The organism is Marinobacter caseinilyticus, from assembly GCF_011074955.1.
Classification (GTDB): domain Bacteria; phylum Pseudomonadota; class Gammaproteobacteria; order Pseudomonadales; family Oleiphilaceae; genus Marinobacter; species Marinobacter caseinilyticus.
The window spans coordinates 47,734-62,071 of the sequence record NZ_WUQJ01000022.1; the positions used below are offsets into that span (position 1 = coordinate 47,734).

Sequence of the window (14,338 nt, forward strand, 5' to 3'; positions counted from 1 at the left end):
GGCGACCCCGACCTGCCTTCAGATCAAAGCCCGGCCTTCACCAGTGTAATCGTGGCGGCCAGCGCTCCGGACGCCACCAGACAACATATCGACATCGCCATATTCCAGCGCAGTGAAGCCACTTGGGCGCTGTAGCCCGTCAGTCGTTCCAGCAACAACGAATTCGCCGAATAGGGTGTGCCCGCCGTCGTCAGTCCCCAGCCGGAGACCATCGCGACGCCCAGCCCCAACACGGCTTCTATTGGCCAGATTGGCCCCAGCACACCACCGATCAGGGTACCGATGACAATTGGGTTAAACCCGATCATGCCGCCCATGAAAAACACCGAGGGCACCACAAAGGCCGCCAGCGGATAGGACCAGCCCGGCAGACTGAAATCTGCACCCAGCCAACGCGTCGCAAACGTGCTGATCAACACTCCGAGGAATGCAGACCCTCCCATAATAACCAGCTCGTTGCTCATGGGAGCCATCGACGGCAGGGTAATTTTACCGCCGTACAGTCGACGATGCGCCAACCCCAGCACCACCGTCCCCAGGCAACTCAAAGTAACGGCGCGTGAATAGCTGAGTTGAAAGAACCCGCTGAGCACAAAGGTTGACGCGCAGATAGCACCGATGATCGCTGCAAACCGAAGCCATGGTGCCAGACTGGCCAGTGTCGTTCGGGTCTCTGACGTTCCGGCCGCTGATGACCCGGGAAGTTCCCGCTCAAGAAACAGTGCCCCCGCCAGCAAGTAGACCACCGCCAGCGGCAGGCTGACCGCAAGCAGTTGCAAACTGTGCAGCGCCGGGACAAAGGTCACCGTGAGTACCACCGAGATTGACAGCGGCGAAAAAATCGGTGATGCACCAAAGCCCCGCAAGGCTCCACGGGAAGCGTTGCGGGTGGTGGCGGAATCGCCCTGTTGATCGATCTCAGCGCGAATCATGGTCGATACCACACCAACGGAACCAAAGTTCAGCGGCATCGCCAAAAACCCGGTGCCAAAAGCCACACTGTAGTAGCGGGCTAACGGCGAGCCGGCAAACAGACTCTTGGAAATCACCCCCAGATCACCGGATTTGCCCAGCATGGAGGACAACAACATCACGGTGATGATGAGTGCGGTCAGGCGCGTCATGCTGGTGGCCGCGCCGATCAGCGCGGCTGGCTCAATCGCAATCGCAATGACCGTCATCACCATGAGCAGTCCGAACAGAAGCCGCGCGACCAGACGAAGGTCCCGCCAACCCAGGACGATGGCGCTGATGATCGCGGCCGCACCCGCCACCCCGAGTCCCGGCAAGAACGACAGCACCCCCGCACACAAAGCCAGATAGGCCAGCGCGGAACGCAGCGTAAGCAGTCGTGACACCCGGTCCTGGCTCATGAAGTCGGGCGCGGCATGACGTCTGTCCATCCAGTGACCAAGACCTGTCTCCCTATAACGGTGGTAGCAGTGGCGCCGCCGTCAATGCCTGAACCTCAGCCAGGGTATTGTCGCCATAGAGTTCCCGCACCCGCAGACCCTCACCGGTGACATCGATAACCGCCAGGTCGGTGTAGATGCGTTTGACCACGCCCGCTCCGGTCAGTGGGTATTCACACTGCTCCAGAATCTTGGCCTCGTCGGTCTTGGTGGTGTGGCGCATCAGCACAAACAGCTGTTTGGCGCCAACCGCCAGGTCCATCGCTCCGCCAACCGCCGGTGGAAACTTGTCGTTGTTGGTGGCCCAATTGGCCAGATCGCCGGTGGCCGAAACCTGGAACGCGCCCAACACAGCAATGTCCAGATGGCCACCGCGCATCATCGCGAAGGATTCGGCGTTGTCGAAATAGCTGCCGCCTTTGAGCAGGGTCACGTACTGCTTGCCGGCATTGATCAGGTCCGGGTCAATCTTATCCGGCGCAGGAGCGGGCCCTACGCCGAGAATACCGTTCTCGCTGTGATAGATAACCTGCTTGTCATCAGACACATAGTTCGCAACCGAGGTCGGCATACCAATGCCGAGGTTCACGTAGGCGCCGTCGGGAATGTCCTGGGCCACCCGTCGAGCCATCTCATCCGTACTAAGCCGCATCATGTTTCTGTACCTCCTGCGCGACGACACGATCGACAAAAATGCCGGGCGTGACGACGCACTCCGGATCCAGGTCCCCCACCCTGACAATGGTCTTTACTTCAGCGATCGTGATGCGGGCGGCGGTTGCCATAATGGGGTTAAAGTTGCGGCCGGCGGTATTGTAGACCAGGTTGCCCCAGGCGTCGGCGCGGTCTGCTTTGATGAGTGCTACATCGGCAGGCATGGCGGTTTCGAGCACATAGCCCTTGCCATTGATCACCTTGGTCTCTTTGCCGTCGGCCAGCCGGGTACCGTATCCGGTTGGCGTGTAGACGCCGCCCAAACCGGCACCAGCCGCGCGAATGCGTTCACCCAGGGTGCCCTGCGGCACCAATTCCAGCTCAATCTCGCCCTCTTCGTACAGGCGCTCAAACCAGATCGAACCGGACGAGCGTGGGAACGAACACACCATCTTGCGCACCAGACGGTCCCGTAATAATGACGCAATGCCATCTTCGGCGGTGCCGGCATTGTTGGAAATAATGGTCAGCTCACGGGCACCGTGCAGGCGCAGCGCTTCGATCAGTTGCATCGGAATGCCCGAGTTACCAAAGCCGCCGATCATCACAACACTGCCGTCTTCAATATCGGCGACCGCGGCCCGCAGGGACTCACAGATTTTGTTAATCACAATTATTCACCATCGCATTGGTTGCGGTTAACTGGATTTCAGGGATACCGGCCGGCGCACCCATTGATGCCACACATAGATCAGGCCAACCAGGCCGAAGCCGATGGCGTCCGTTACGATGTCGGGATAGATCAGCACCACACCGGAGGTCATGACCAGCACTCGCAGCGGCCAAACCAGGATGCCCACCCGGTAGAGATAACCCTCCATCGCGGAGGCCATCAGCCAGATCGCGGTGACGGCCGTCACCACAGACACCAGAATATTGCTCAGGGCACCCTGAAGGATCAGCGACGGGTTCAGCACGAACAGGAACGGCAAGATAAACAGAATGCCCCCCAGCCGCATGGCGTACAGACCCGTTTTACTGGCGTTGGCGCCGGCGACGCCGGCAGCGGTAATGGCCGCCAGGGCCACCGGTGGGGTGATGTACGACATCATGCCCCAGTACAGAATGAACAAGTGACTGGCGAGGGGGTTCAGGCCCGCGTTGACCAACGCCGGTGCCAGCAGGATTGACAGGAAGATGTAACAGGCGCTGACCGTCATTCCCATGCCCAGTACAAAACTGGTCACCGCGCCGGCCGCCAGCATTAACGGGATACTACCGTCGGCGTACAACAACAGCTCGCGGGAAAAAGCGCCAGCCACACCGGTGTAGGACAGACCACCCACCACCAGGCCGATACCGGCCAGAATGGCCACCAGATTCGAGACGCTGGTCGTCAGATCCCGGATAAACGCCAGTGCGCGCTTGAGATTGAGCCGGTGCCGACGCTTAAACATTGAGATGCCTAACAGCACGACCGTGGCGTAGTACGGCGCATAGGCCTCCAGCCTCATGAACAGCAACATATAGATCAGCATGACCAGGCTGAGCAAATACGGCCAACCGTCTTTTAGGGTCTCTTTAAGGTCCGGTATATCGGCTTTGGGCATGCCCTTAAGGCCACGCTTGGCCGCGTAGTTATCAACCTGGAACAGTAACGCCAGATAAAACAGCAGCGCTGGCAGGAACGCCGCAATAATGATTTCCGAGTACGGCACCCCCAGAAACGACGCCATGATAAAAGCCACCGCGCCCATGATCGGTGGCATCAAAGTGCCCCCGGTAGACGCGCAAGCCTCGATTGCGGCCGCATAATGGGCGGGATAACCGGTCTTCTTCATGGTCGGGATGGTGATTGGACCGGTGGTCAAAATGTTGGAGATCACACTGCCCGACAGACTGCCCAGAATACCGCTGGACAACACCGACACCTTGGCCGGACCACCGCGACTGCCCCCCATGAGGGCCGTGGAAAAACGCATGAAAAACTCACCGCCACCGGTGACGGTCAAGGCCGCACCAAACACCACGAACCCGATGACCAGTTGCGCCACCACCTGCATCGGAATACCAATGATGCTTTCGACGCCCATCACATGCGCACGGATGGTTTCCGCCAGGCCGTATTCATTGCCCCAGAGAAAACCGGGCATTGAATCGGCGTACAGTGGGTAGGTGCCGAACAGCGCAGCGACCCCGAGCAGCGGCCAACCGCCACAACGCCGAACCCCTTCCAGCACCAATACCAGCAAGACCGCAGAGGCAGCCGTCGCCTCGGTTGGTGCCATATAATCCCAGCCTAGCTGGATCATGATCAAACCGTGGTAACCCAGGTAACCACAGGCACCCAGGGCCGCCAGCGCCAGCGGCCAGTCATACCACGACACCCGATGGCGGGCACCGGACCAGGCTGGAAAACACAGAAAGGCCGCCGCGAGAAAAACACCGATCAGGTAATAGAGGTAGGCGTTGCCCAGCGGCTGGAAGCCCAATATTTTCAGATTGAACGTTTGGTTGATTGCCATCAGCAGACCAAGCGTCCCCAGCCCCATGGCACACCAGTAGGCAAAGCCCTGGAGACGGCTGGAAGGGGCGTCCGGCGTATTGGTCTGTTCGGCAGGGGCGTTTGATGCAGGTTTCATATAGAGAACACTCTGGAAAAAGAAACCGAACCGGAAGGCGTGGAGCGCTCCCGGTTCGAACTTACTCAGTTAAAAATCACAGGGAATTCAGAGCTTTCGTACGATGCTTTTCCCAAATAGCCGAGAACTCGTCGTCGCTTTTGCCTTCCGCCTCCGCCACGGCGTTCGGCCAGGCCTCCCGCAGTGCGTTCAATCGCTCGGTGCGCGTTTCGTTCCAGGCCTGATGCTCGTCCGTCCAAATGCTTTTTTCTTTCAGATACCGGATGGCACCGACATGGAACGGCACATCAATGGCCGGAGTACCGGCCTCCGACAGGCGCCAGCGTGGCATCACCGCCGTGGCGTCTTTGTACATGTCATAGGTTTCGTCCAGCGCCTTGATGAAGGTGTAGACAAGCTCCGGATCGGTATTGGCACGCACCGTCAGGACCGGATAGCGATAGGCCAGAATATCGACCGGTTTCTCTTCACTGATGCCCGCACCGACCGTTTCAGTGTAGGGCTGGAAGAACGGCGCAACGGCCTTCAGGCGTTTCCAGCCTTCTTTATCGTCGGCAGGCACTTCAAGCCAACGAATGCCACGGGGCGATTCCGCCAGCTCATACACGTGACTCGGCGTGGTGGTGGTGCAGGAGGCATCCGCCTCATTGCGGGCCAGGGAGCTCATGGTGTTGGCGTAGGTAGGGAACATGATCACTTCAACGTCGTCCCGGGTCAGACCGGCAAACGCCAGGAAGGCATCGCACTTGACGTTGATCGACGGGTTACCGGCCACGTAGGCGAAGCGCTTGCCTTTCAGCTCTTTCAGGCTGTGAATGTTGGCGTCGGCGGCGGTGAAAATACCGAACGACGACGGCCGGCCGGCAACAGCACGCAGATCCTGCGGCCCCCAGCGGCGGGTCGAGAAGTCATGAATGCCTTCGGCTGCAAAAAAGGTTTCCGTGGCCAGAAAACTGAAATCGGCGCGCTCGCTCAACAGTGGCTGCAAACGGCCAATGGCGGAACCCGATGGCTGGATACGAACCCGGGTACCGTATTTTTTTCCGAAGGCATCGGCGATGGCAGAAGCTTCAGCATAACCTGCAGACCCAACGTCATAGGACGACCAGGTCATGGTATCGGGCAAAGCCGTTTCGGCATTAACCGGCATCGCAGCCAGCGTCATCATTGTGGTAAACGCCGTGGCGAGGGTGACAGTCACCCGCGGACGATCTGAAATGGTGGGGCGAAACATGGCGTTTCTCCTATCAATTGTTGTTTTGTATTTCGGAGGTCTGCTTGCCGGTCTGACTTCCGGCGGGATATCCAGCCTAAAACCGGTTGCAAGCTGACAACGGCCCCCAAAACTAGACTGAAGCACCCACCAGCGTCAATGAATTATTCTCAAATATAAATATTTTTTTATCGTATGTTGAGAACATGTTAAATCAGAAAATCCGAGAACAGTCCCAAAATTAACTCAAAAAATAAAATTATAGCTATACTAAACAATGCATTATAAATATTAATCCACGGAAATCCTCATAGAGCAGAAAGCTATATTAATGATATTGTAGTTTGCAGAGCGGAATATAGAGCGTACTGCGCGGAAGGGATAAATTAAAACTCACCCAGGCTTGACATAAAAGCCCAGCCTTGATGTTCGATCACTGTAAACGGCTGACTGCCTCGGAACGCTTCAGCTTTAGGCCGCCCATAATGGCGCCCTTAGAAACCTCCGAAGCCGAAACGTCAGCGACAGGGCTCCCTCTATCGCTGTGGTGCCTGGCCTGGCTGCTGGACATGGCCGTCGTTCCCGATAGCGCGCGAAGTACCTAAAATAAGCGACGGGGCCCGTCCTCATCACGATGGTTGATCATCCACCGCGGTATCAGGAATAAATGGGTGGACGGAACTCCAAACCAGAGATCCAGTCGCGGATCTCGTCCCGGATGATCTCTACGATCAACTGCCGTCGCTCCGGATACATGCGCGATACGACAGAGGCAACACTGATGGCAACGTAATGACCGGTGTCCGGCACTCTGAACGCAACACCCAGCGCCGCGACCTCTGGCACGATACGACCATTGTTGAAGGCAAAACCCTGCCGCCGACTCTCCACCAGGTCCTGCTCAACCTCGGCTGTGGTAATGCCGGAGTATCGCTCGTAGCGCTCCTGGTTTTGCACGACCATGAGGTCGCCTTCCTCCAGCGGCAGAGCGGCAAGCAGTGCCATCGCGCCCGCCCCGACACCCAGTGGTCGGCGCGCCCCGGCAATCAGCGTGTTGGCACTTATCGGGTAGGTCCCCTCGGCCAGATCAATGCAGACGGAATCCTGGTTTGACCGAATGGAAAGGTACGTTGATTCCTCAGTCCGCCGCGCAATATTTGCCAGCATCGGCCTCATTCGGTGACGCAATTTTAGATCTGGCGCCACCGCTTGGGCCGATTCGGCAATCTGCAGCAACTCAAAACCCACGTGGTAAGTTTTGGCGTACGGGTCAAAAGTCAACAATCCCTCGTGGGTCAGGGACGATAACAGCCGGTGCGTAGTGGCTATGTTCATGCCTACTTCCCGGGCAATGCGAGACAAGGTGCCACCGGTCGGAAACGTTTTGGCAACGGTGCGCAGTAGCTTCGACGCCTTGCTTAGGGTTGTACTGGTTGCGCCAGTGGGTATTGCAGTGTGGTTTTTGTCAGTGGCCATAATCAAATGCGCTACTCAGAGGATCTGTTTTATCGGACACATAGGACCGATAAACAAAACTTTACCGCATGTCGATAATATTATCTCAGTCAGTGAAATTTTTAAGCCGGCAGATTGGATCAATGAACGTGAAAAAACGAGGAAGACACTCAAGCAGTTTGAGGGTCTGTAAACGAATGAAGCCTTTCCAGGCGGACCCTCGGGACTGCACCCAACAGCCACCCCAGACCACCGGCAGCAGCTACCGGCGGTCTGGGTCTGGCCACTCACTCAGGCACTTGTTGGGCGCCGAGTAGCAGGACGACGGGACTGCGTGCTGTTGTTGCCCCCACTGTTACCGCCCCCGTTACCACCGCGACCGCGGCTTGGGCCTGCGGGCCGGCCACCACGGCCACCGCTCGGACGCGCACCGGAGCCGCCGCGTGGTTTGGCCGTCAAGCTCACACTGGGCTCAAAGCCTTCCATCTGCTTGCGTGGAATATCTTTCTTAATCAACCGCTCAATGCCGGACAGCAACTTGATCTCATCCGCGCTGACCAGTGACAACGCATGGCCGCTTTCACCGGCACGACCGGTTCGACCAATACGGTGGACATAGTCTTCCGGCACGTTAGGCAGCTCGAAGTTGACCACTTGTGGCAATTGCTTGATGTCGAGGCCACGGGCAGCAATATCCGTTGCAACCAGAACCCTGACTGATCCCTGCTTGAACTCGTGCAGCGCACGGGTCCGGGCCCCCTGGGACTTGTTACCGTGGATCGCGGCGGCGGTAATGCCATCTTTTTCCAGTTTCTGGGTCAGACGGTTAGCGCCGTGTTTGGTACGGGTAAAGACCAGGACCTGCTGCCAGTCATTGCTTCTGACCAACTGGCTGAGCAGCGCGGATTTCTGATTCTGGTCGACCGGGTAAACGGTCTGGTCAACATTGTCAGCCGTTGCGTTGCGTGTCGCCACTTCAATCAACACCGGATTGTTGAGCATGCCTTCCGCCAGCTTGCGGATATCGCCGGAGAAGGTCGCCGAGAACATCAGGTTCTGGCGCTTGGCCGGCAGCAGCGCCAGGATTTTACGAATGTCGCGGATGAAGCCCATGTCCAGCATGCGGTCGGCTTCGTCCAGCACCAGGGTCTCAACGGCGTCAAATCGAACGGCACCCTGCTGGTGCAGGTCCATCAGGCGGCCCGGTGTGGCCACCAGTACGTCAACACCGCGACGCAATTTGGCGATCTGCGGGTTAATTTTTACGCCACCGAAAACCACGGCGGACGACGTTGGCATGTACTTGCTGTAAAGCTCAACACTGGCCGCCACCTGGGCTGCCAGTTCACGAGTCGGGGTAAGAATCAGGGCGCGAATACCCTTGCCCTGGCGCTGGGTTTCCGCCAGCCGCTGCAACAATGGCAGAGTAAAGCCCGCCGTTTTACCGGTACCGGTTTGAGCCGCCGCCATCACGTCCTTGCCGGATAACACGGCGGGTATGGCCTGAGCCTGAATGGGTGATGGTGTGGAGTAGCCCTGGTCGGAAGTCGCACGTACCAGCTTCTCGGACAAACCGAGTGAAGAAAAATCCATAGTATTAATCTCTTGCGGTTCTTGCCCGCACAATGGGGAAAGACCGTGAACAAGTCATCGAATGTAAAACGACTACGGTCGCGCGATGTTGCCGGCGCCGTCCTCTGAAAGGTCGTATTGGATGGGTTCGTCGTGTCTGCTTAACGCACGTTTCGACGAAATCCTTCAAGGTAGGAAGACCGCCACTCTAACAGAGTCGTGTGTAAATAACGACCGGGTACGGGTATTTACTTTTTTAAACCCACAGTCTGCTCACGCAGGGTACTGTTCCATTGGCGCTTTCCGAAGCCTTCCACCGTTGCCCGGATTTTAACCGTTGACGTTAACGTCAAACCCTTTTAATCTCGATAGTGTCACGCCCCAAAAGGGCGCAGACACCCTGAAATCGGTCCATCGGCTACCCGCCGTGACACAACAACAATATGACCCCAAAACGCCGTGATCCGGCTATCTGGGAGAGGATTTCTGTATGTTATTACTGACAGCTTCCCAATATCGGGGTTGCTCTGCCCGAGCCGCCCACTCCCCCATTATAACACCCCCTGCACCGCCCGGTGCTTCTTGCACTGACTCCATTACAAGACTCGCCCTCAGGCGCACGCTGCTGGCCATCTGTAGCGATTAAGCGCGCCTAAACCGTCCATTTTATGGCCGTTTCGATCAGACCGGAGCCGGCCACCAGAGTGAATCTTCATGCCGACACAATGCAGATCATTCCATCTCCGGAACTACCTTTTGGGCGACCCACTGCGCTCCGTCCGTGATTGGCGCGAGGTCTGCCGGTGCATTCTCCCCGGGCCATCGCCAACGCTGCTGTTCCATTGATGATTTGGCGTTGCGATCCGAGGTGGCAGCGCCCTGACAAGGTAACGATCCATGACTGTTTTTACACATCCCGAATTCGATAACCACGAACATGTGAGTTTCTTCTGCGATCCCGACACGGGGCTTCGCGCCATTATCGCCGTTCACAATACCTCTCGCGGCCCCGCTCTGGGCGGCTGCCGGATGTTCCCGTACGCCAGCGACGAAGAGGCCCTGTGCGATGTCCTGCGCTTATCCCGCGGCATGACATACAAGTCCGCGCTCGCTAACCTGAACCTCGGCGGCGGCAAATCGGTGATCATCGGGGATCCCCGCCAGCACAAAACCGAAGCTCTGCTGGAAGCCATGGGCCGATTCCTGGACCAACTGGGCGGCCTGTACATTGCCGCCGAAGACTCCGGCACCAGTGTTGCGGACCTTAAAGTGATGGGCCGCCACACCGCGCATGTCGCCGGCGTCTGCGAGCGCCCCGGGTTCGACGGCAAACCGTCCAACGGCGATCCGTCCCCTGCGACAGCCTATGGCACCTTTGTGGGTATTCAGGCCGCCGTAAAACACAAACTCGGGCGTAGCGATCTGGACGGCCTGACGGTGGCGATACAAGGTATTGGCAACGTTGGCTACCGCCTCGCCGAGCACCTGAAAGACGCCGGTGCCAAGCTCTGGGTCTATGACATCCATCAGGAGCAAATGGACCGCGCCGTGGACGAACTCGGCGCCATGCCCGCCAGCGCGGACGACATCCTGTACCTGCCTGTCGATGTGGTTGCCCCCTGCGCCATGGGCGCGGTGTTAAATGACCGCTCCATCCAGCGCCTGCAAACCACCATTGTAGCCGGGGCCGCCAACAACCAGCTGGCCCATGCCAGCCATGACCAAGCGCTCTGGCAGCGTGGCATCCTCTACGTCCCGGATTTTGTCATCAACGCCGGCGGCATCATTGACGTGTATTACGAGCGCAACGGGCCTGACCCGGAGGCGGTCCGCACTCATGTCGAAAGCATTGGCCACACGCTGGAAGAAATCTTCACTCGCTCCGCCAGCGATGGCCTGCCCACCGGATTGATTGCCAACCGGTTAGCGGAGGAACGATTCAAGCACGCCCCCCGTTGAAGCCGGAGATCCTGGCATTTGACGGGGCCATCACGGAAGTCACTGGCGACCCCGGCGACCTCAACCCCACAACAAAAACAGTAAGCAGGAGAAAGCAATGAGCAATGCATCATCCGCCGCCAGCGGTGTCATGGGCCAAACACCCGCCTCGCGCGGGCTCTGGTCATCCCGATTCGCGTTCATTCTGGCCGCCACCGGCTCCGCAGTTGGCCTTGGCAATATTTGGAAATTCCCCTACATCACCGGCGAAAATGGCGGCGGTGCGTTTGTGCTGGTCTACCTGCTGTGCATTGCCGCGGTCGGCTTGCCGATCATGATGGCCGAAGTGATGATTGGTCGCCGGGGTGGCCACAGCCCCGTCAACAGCATGCGGGCCATAACCAAGCGCGGCAAGCTGTCACCGTCCTGGCGCTGGCTGGCGGCGGTTGGCGTGCTCGCCGGCTTTTTGATTCTGTCGTTTTATTCGGTCATCGGCGGCTGGGCGCTTTCCTATGTCGGCACTACGGCTACGGGCCAGCTGACTGGCCAGTCGGCGGACCAGATCGGGGCGATTTTCTCCGGTTTGCTGGGCAGCCCCGGTAAGTTGTTACTGTGGCATACCGTGTTTATGGCCCTGGTGATGTTGGTGGTGGCCCGCGGTCTGCGCGGAGGGCTGGAACGGGCCGTCACTATCCTGATGCCGGCGCTGTTTGTCCTGTTGCTCATCATGGTGGGCTACGCCATGACCACCGGCTACTTTGGCGAGGCGGTGGCGTTTTTGTTCCAGCCGGATTTCTCCAAGCTGACCACCGCCGGTGTGCTGGTGGCCATGGGCCATGCCTTCTTCACTCTCAGTCTCGGCATGGGCATCATGATGGCTTACGGCTCCTACCTGCCGAAAGGTATTTCCATTGCCAAGACCTCAATGGCGGTGTCGGTCATGGACACCGTGGTGGCTCTGCTGGCCGGGCTGGCTATTTTCCCCATCGTGTTTGCCAACGGTCTTGAGCCCGGCGCGGGTCCCGGGTTGATCTTCCAGACCCTGCCGCTGGCGTTCGGTCAGATGCCCATGGGCAACCTGTTCGGCACGCTGTTCTTTGTCTTGCTGATTTTTGCGGCCTGGACCTCGGGTATCTCGCTACTGGAGCCTTTGGTGGAGTGGCTGGAAGAGCAAAAAGGCATGAACCGCACGGTCAGCACACTGGCCGCTGGTATCGCCTGCTGGCTGTTGGGCATTGCGTCGATTCTGTCACTCAACCTGTGGTCCGATTTTGCACCACTGGGCATGTTCAGCATGTTTGAGGGCAAGACCGTTTTCGATCTGCTGGACTTCCTCACCGCCAATATTCTGCTACCACTGGGTGGCTTGTTGGTGGCCGTGTTTGCGGGTTGGTTCATGTCACGCGAGGCACTGGAGGACGAGCTGGCCCTGGCACCGGCAAGCTTCTCGATGTGGTACCGCACGCTGCGGTATTTCACCCCGGTTGCGGTCGCGGTGGTGTTTATTTACAACCTGGTGTAACGCCCGGTTTCGCCGCTACCAGGGCCACCCAGGCGTGGGTGGCCCTGGTATCCGTTTAGTCTATTTCGCTAATCGACTGCGGGGACTAGTAGCCACCCCCGTTCGAATCCATCGGTTCCGTCCTGGCGGGCCGATGGGACATGCGGGCATCCTCGTAACAACGCGCCCGGTCGTCACTGTCGGTGATGGCACTGCAATTCATTTCCCGACCGTTTTGCGCCGACGGGTACATGCCCTGGTGGGTGCAACCGGCGACCAGTATCACCAAGCCGCAGCTTGCCCATTTGATATAGTCCTTCATCTGAATGCTCCTTTTCCCTGTTTACTCCCTTTAGTCCCTATTTACGCCCTCTAGCACTATTACACCCTGTGCCGCGGCGCTCCACGACAACGGATGACCATGAGTCATCACCCGGTCAATCCTTGGCCTCCTGGATCACATCACGTTCGAAGCGGCCCAACACCGTGGTAATCACCAGAGCCAGAGCCGTCACCATGGCGGCCAGGGCAAAGTTGTTAATACCCGCTGCCACCCCAATGGCGCCCGCCAGCCATATTGAGGCCCCGGTGGTAATACCCTGAACATCGGTACCGCTGCGAATGATGCAACCGGCGCCCAGGAATCCGATACCGCCAATGATTCCCTGCACGACCCGGGTCGGGTCAATGCGCGCCGACGGGTCGCCCTCGGCGGTGGCAAACAGGATGCTCATACCCATAATGATAAACGCCGCCGCGCCCAACGACACCAACATGTGTGACCGCAAGCCTGCGGGTTTGCCACGCAACTCGCGCTCCAGCCCCAGCAGCAACGCCAAACCTGAGGCGACCGACAGGCGCAGCAGCATATCCAGTAATGGAATATCGGTTTCCACAAAATGCCCTCCCGGTGGCCGCCTGGCCCTGGCCGAGCCATGACGCGCTCACTGTCGCACGTTCATCGATGCACTCTCATTAACGTTAGTCGACGCCTCACGCTCAGGCAATGTCCTGGCCAATGCTGGCCGTTAGCGGAGGGTGGGAGAATTAGCGGAGCGTTTTGCGGGCGCCTGCCTGGCCCGCCGGGCCGCGTCGAAAGACCGCTGGGCCCATTCGGCGGCCAGCTCCGGGTCGTCCATGATGGCGTCCGGCGCTTGATAATAGGACATCGCGATCAACTTGCCGTTGCGCTCAAACTCAAACGGGGGCAGTCCTTCTTGCTCAAATTCGGCCACATTGGCAGCGTCCGCTTTCAGGTACAGCGTATCCGCGGCGACCAGGCCGAACATCAGGCCGTCATGATAGACACCATATCCGCCAAACATACGGCGCGCGGTCACGTAGCCAAACTCCCGAAACACCTCGGTGAGATAGTCCATGTATTCGGTCGTCATGAGGCGCCTCCTCCTGATGGTCACACTGTGCCCTGCAATCCTCTAAATTATAGGCGCAGCATGCCCCGCAGGAGAATCGTCACGAGACTGAGTGGGAGGCGCTTTAGCGCGCAGTCGTCACGTACTTCAGCACTTCAACCACTTGCTCGGGGGTTTTGGCCCAAGCCATGGCAGACCCATCAACTTCTTTCAGCGGATGCACGATGTCAGCGTCGTGAAGGGTAATGTAGGGCGTACCCAAAGCGGCGCAGAAACCGGCATCAAAGGCGGCGTTCCACTGCTTGTATTTATCCCCGAATCGAATCACCGCCAGATCACAGCTTTCAATCAGCGTCCTGGTGCGGATGGCGTTTACCTTGGACGACTGGTGATCACGCCAGAAGCCGTTGTCCTCCGCCCCCAACACATCGCCGGCGGCGTCACTGGCCTGGTGATCGGTCACCGGCGCGGTGAAGTCCACCGGCAGGCCTGCGGCTTCGGCGCCCGCCTGAATCTGCTCACGCCAGTCGGTATGGATTTCACCGGAGAGATACACTGTCCAAATCATACTGCTGTCC

Annotated in this window: 13 protein-coding genes; 2 read left to right on the forward strand and 11 right to left on the reverse strand. The window is 58.5% G+C overall.

The annotated features are described in order from the left end of the window. Positions 1-23 precede the first annotated feature (23 nt). The 7 genes from GRX64_RS11190 to GRX64_RS11220 form a co-directional block, all read right to left on the reverse strand. Positions 24-1,403 (reverse strand): hypothetical protein, encoded by a 1,380-nt coding sequence (locus GRX64_RS11190; protein WP_345790076.1) that lies wholly within the window; start codon positions 1,401-1,403, stop codon positions 24-26. Between the two features lie 22 nt (positions 1,404-1,425). Further along, positions 1,426-2,067: a 3-oxoacid CoA-transferase subunit B gene (locus tag GRX64_RS11195; RefSeq protein WP_166267195.1), complete on the reverse strand. Its 642-nt coding sequence runs from the start codon at positions 2,065-2,067 to the stop codon at positions 1,426-1,428. After that, entirely contained in the window at positions 2,054-2,737 is a 684-nt protein-coding gene (locus GRX64_RS11200; RefSeq protein WP_166267197.1) for a 3-oxoacid CoA-transferase subunit A, read from the reverse strand. Before GRX64_RS11200 ends, GRX64_RS11195 begins: the two co-directional genes overlap by 14 nt. 27 nt (positions 2,738-2,764) lie before the next feature. Next, positions 2,765-4,708, reverse strand: coding sequence for a TRAP transporter permease (locus GRX64_RS11205; protein WP_235937642.1), 1,944 nt, complete (start codon positions 4,706-4,708; stop codon positions 2,765-2,767). A gap of 76 nt (positions 4,709-4,784) precedes the next feature. After that, on the reverse strand, positions 4,785-5,942 hold the full coding sequence (locus GRX64_RS11210; protein ID WP_166267199.1) for a TAXI family TRAP transporter solute-binding subunit: 1,158 nt from the start codon (positions 5,940-5,942) through the stop codon (positions 4,785-4,787). A 636-nt stretch (positions 5,943-6,578) separates the two neighbouring features. Continuing rightward, the gene (locus tag GRX64_RS11215) at positions 6,579-7,397 is read right to left on the reverse strand and encodes an IclR family transcriptional regulator (protein WP_166267201.1); all 819 of its coding nucleotides are present in this window, start codon (positions 7,395-7,397) and stop codon (positions 6,579-6,581) included. Positions 7,398-7,667: 270 nt separating this feature from the next. Next, positions 7,668-8,969 (reverse strand): DEAD/DEAH box helicase, encoded by a 1,302-nt coding sequence (locus GRX64_RS11220; protein ID WP_166267203.1) that lies wholly within the window; start codon positions 8,967-8,969, stop codon positions 7,668-7,670. 876 nt (positions 8,970-9,845) lie between these two features. Between GRX64_RS11220 and GRX64_RS11225 the strand changes: the two genes are divergently transcribed. Together GRX64_RS11225 and GRX64_RS11230 are read left to right on the forward strand one after the other, a co-directional pair. After that, positions 9,846-10,907: a Glu/Leu/Phe/Val family dehydrogenase gene (locus GRX64_RS11225; RefSeq protein ID WP_166267205.1), complete on the forward strand. Its 1,062-nt coding sequence runs from the start codon at positions 9,846-9,848 to the stop codon at positions 10,905-10,907. Between the two features lie 97 nt (positions 10,908-11,004). Continuing rightward, positions 11,005-12,408: a sodium-dependent transporter gene (locus tag GRX64_RS11230; RefSeq protein ID WP_166267207.1), complete on the forward strand. Its 1,404-nt coding sequence runs from the start codon at positions 11,005-11,007 to the stop codon at positions 12,406-12,408. Positions 12,409-12,493: 85 nt separating this feature from the next. Here GRX64_RS11230 and GRX64_RS11235 read toward each other — a convergent pair whose 3' ends face one another. From GRX64_RS11235 to GRX64_RS11250, 4 genes are all read right to left on the reverse strand, one after another. Then, positions 12,494-12,709 (reverse strand): hypothetical protein, encoded by a 216-nt coding sequence (locus tag GRX64_RS11235; protein ID WP_166267209.1) that lies wholly within the window; start codon positions 12,707-12,709, stop codon positions 12,494-12,496. A 115-nt stretch (positions 12,710-12,824) separates the two neighbouring features. Further along, positions 12,825-13,283 carry an MgtC/SapB family protein gene (locus GRX64_RS11240; protein WP_235937643.1) on the reverse strand — a complete coding sequence of 153 codons (459 nt, stop codon included), beginning with the start codon at positions 13,281-13,283 and terminating at the stop codon, positions 12,825-12,827. A gap of 132 nt (positions 13,284-13,415) precedes the next feature. Further along, a complete protein-coding gene (locus tag GRX64_RS11245) occupies positions 13,416-13,781 on the reverse strand; it encodes a TfoX/Sxy family protein (protein ID WP_166267211.1) in 366 nt (121 codons plus the stop codon). Positions 13,782-13,884: 103 nt separating this feature from the next. Continuing rightward, complete coding sequence (locus GRX64_RS11250) at positions 13,885-14,328, reverse strand: YtoQ family protein (protein ID WP_166267213.1); 444 nt, start codon at positions 14,326-14,328, stop codon at positions 13,885-13,887. Positions 14,329-14,338 lie beyond the last annotated feature (10 nt).

Excerpts from the sequence above, each read along its gene's own strand:
- GRX64_RS11190 (WP_345790076.1), bottom strand. The coding sequence starts at position 1,403 with ATGGACAGACGTCATGCCGCGCCCGACTTCATGAGCCAGGACCGGGTG.
- GRX64_RS11195 (WP_166267195.1), bottom strand. The coding sequence starts at position 2,067 with ATGATGCGGCTTAGTACGGATGAGATGGCTCGACGGGTGGCCCAGGAC.
- GRX64_RS11205 (WP_235937642.1), bottom strand. The coding sequence starts at position 4,708 with ATGAAACCTGCATCAAACGCCCCTGCCGAACAGACCAATACGCCGGAC.
- GRX64_RS11210 (WP_166267199.1), bottom strand. The coding sequence starts at position 5,942 with ATGTTTCGCCCCACCATTTCAGATCGTCCGCGGGTGACTGTCACCCTC.
- GRX64_RS11215 (WP_166267201.1), bottom strand. The coding sequence starts at position 7,397 with ATGGCCACTGACAAAAACCACACTGCAATACCCACTGGCGCAACCAGT.
- GRX64_RS11220 (WP_166267203.1), bottom strand. The coding sequence starts at position 8,969 with ATGGATTTTTCTTCACTCGGTTTGTCCGAGAAGCTGGTACGTGCGACT.
- GRX64_RS11225 (WP_166267205.1), top strand. The coding sequence starts at position 9,846 with ATGACTGTTTTTACACATCCCGAATTCGATAACCACGAACATGTGAGT.
- GRX64_RS11230 (WP_166267207.1), top strand. The coding sequence starts at position 11,005 with ATGAGCAATGCATCATCCGCCGCCAGCGGTGTCATGGGCCAAACACCC.
- GRX64_RS11235 (WP_166267209.1), bottom strand. The coding sequence starts at position 12,709 with ATGAAGGACTATATCAAATGGGCAAGCTGCGGCTTGGTGATACTGGTC.
- GRX64_RS11245 (WP_166267211.1), bottom strand. The coding sequence starts at position 13,781 with ATGACGACCGAATACATGGACTATCTCACCGAGGTGTTTCGGGAGTTT.
- GRX64_RS11250 (WP_166267213.1), bottom strand. The coding sequence starts at position 14,328 with ATGATTTGGACAGTGTATCTCTCCGGTGAAATCCATACCGACTGGCGT.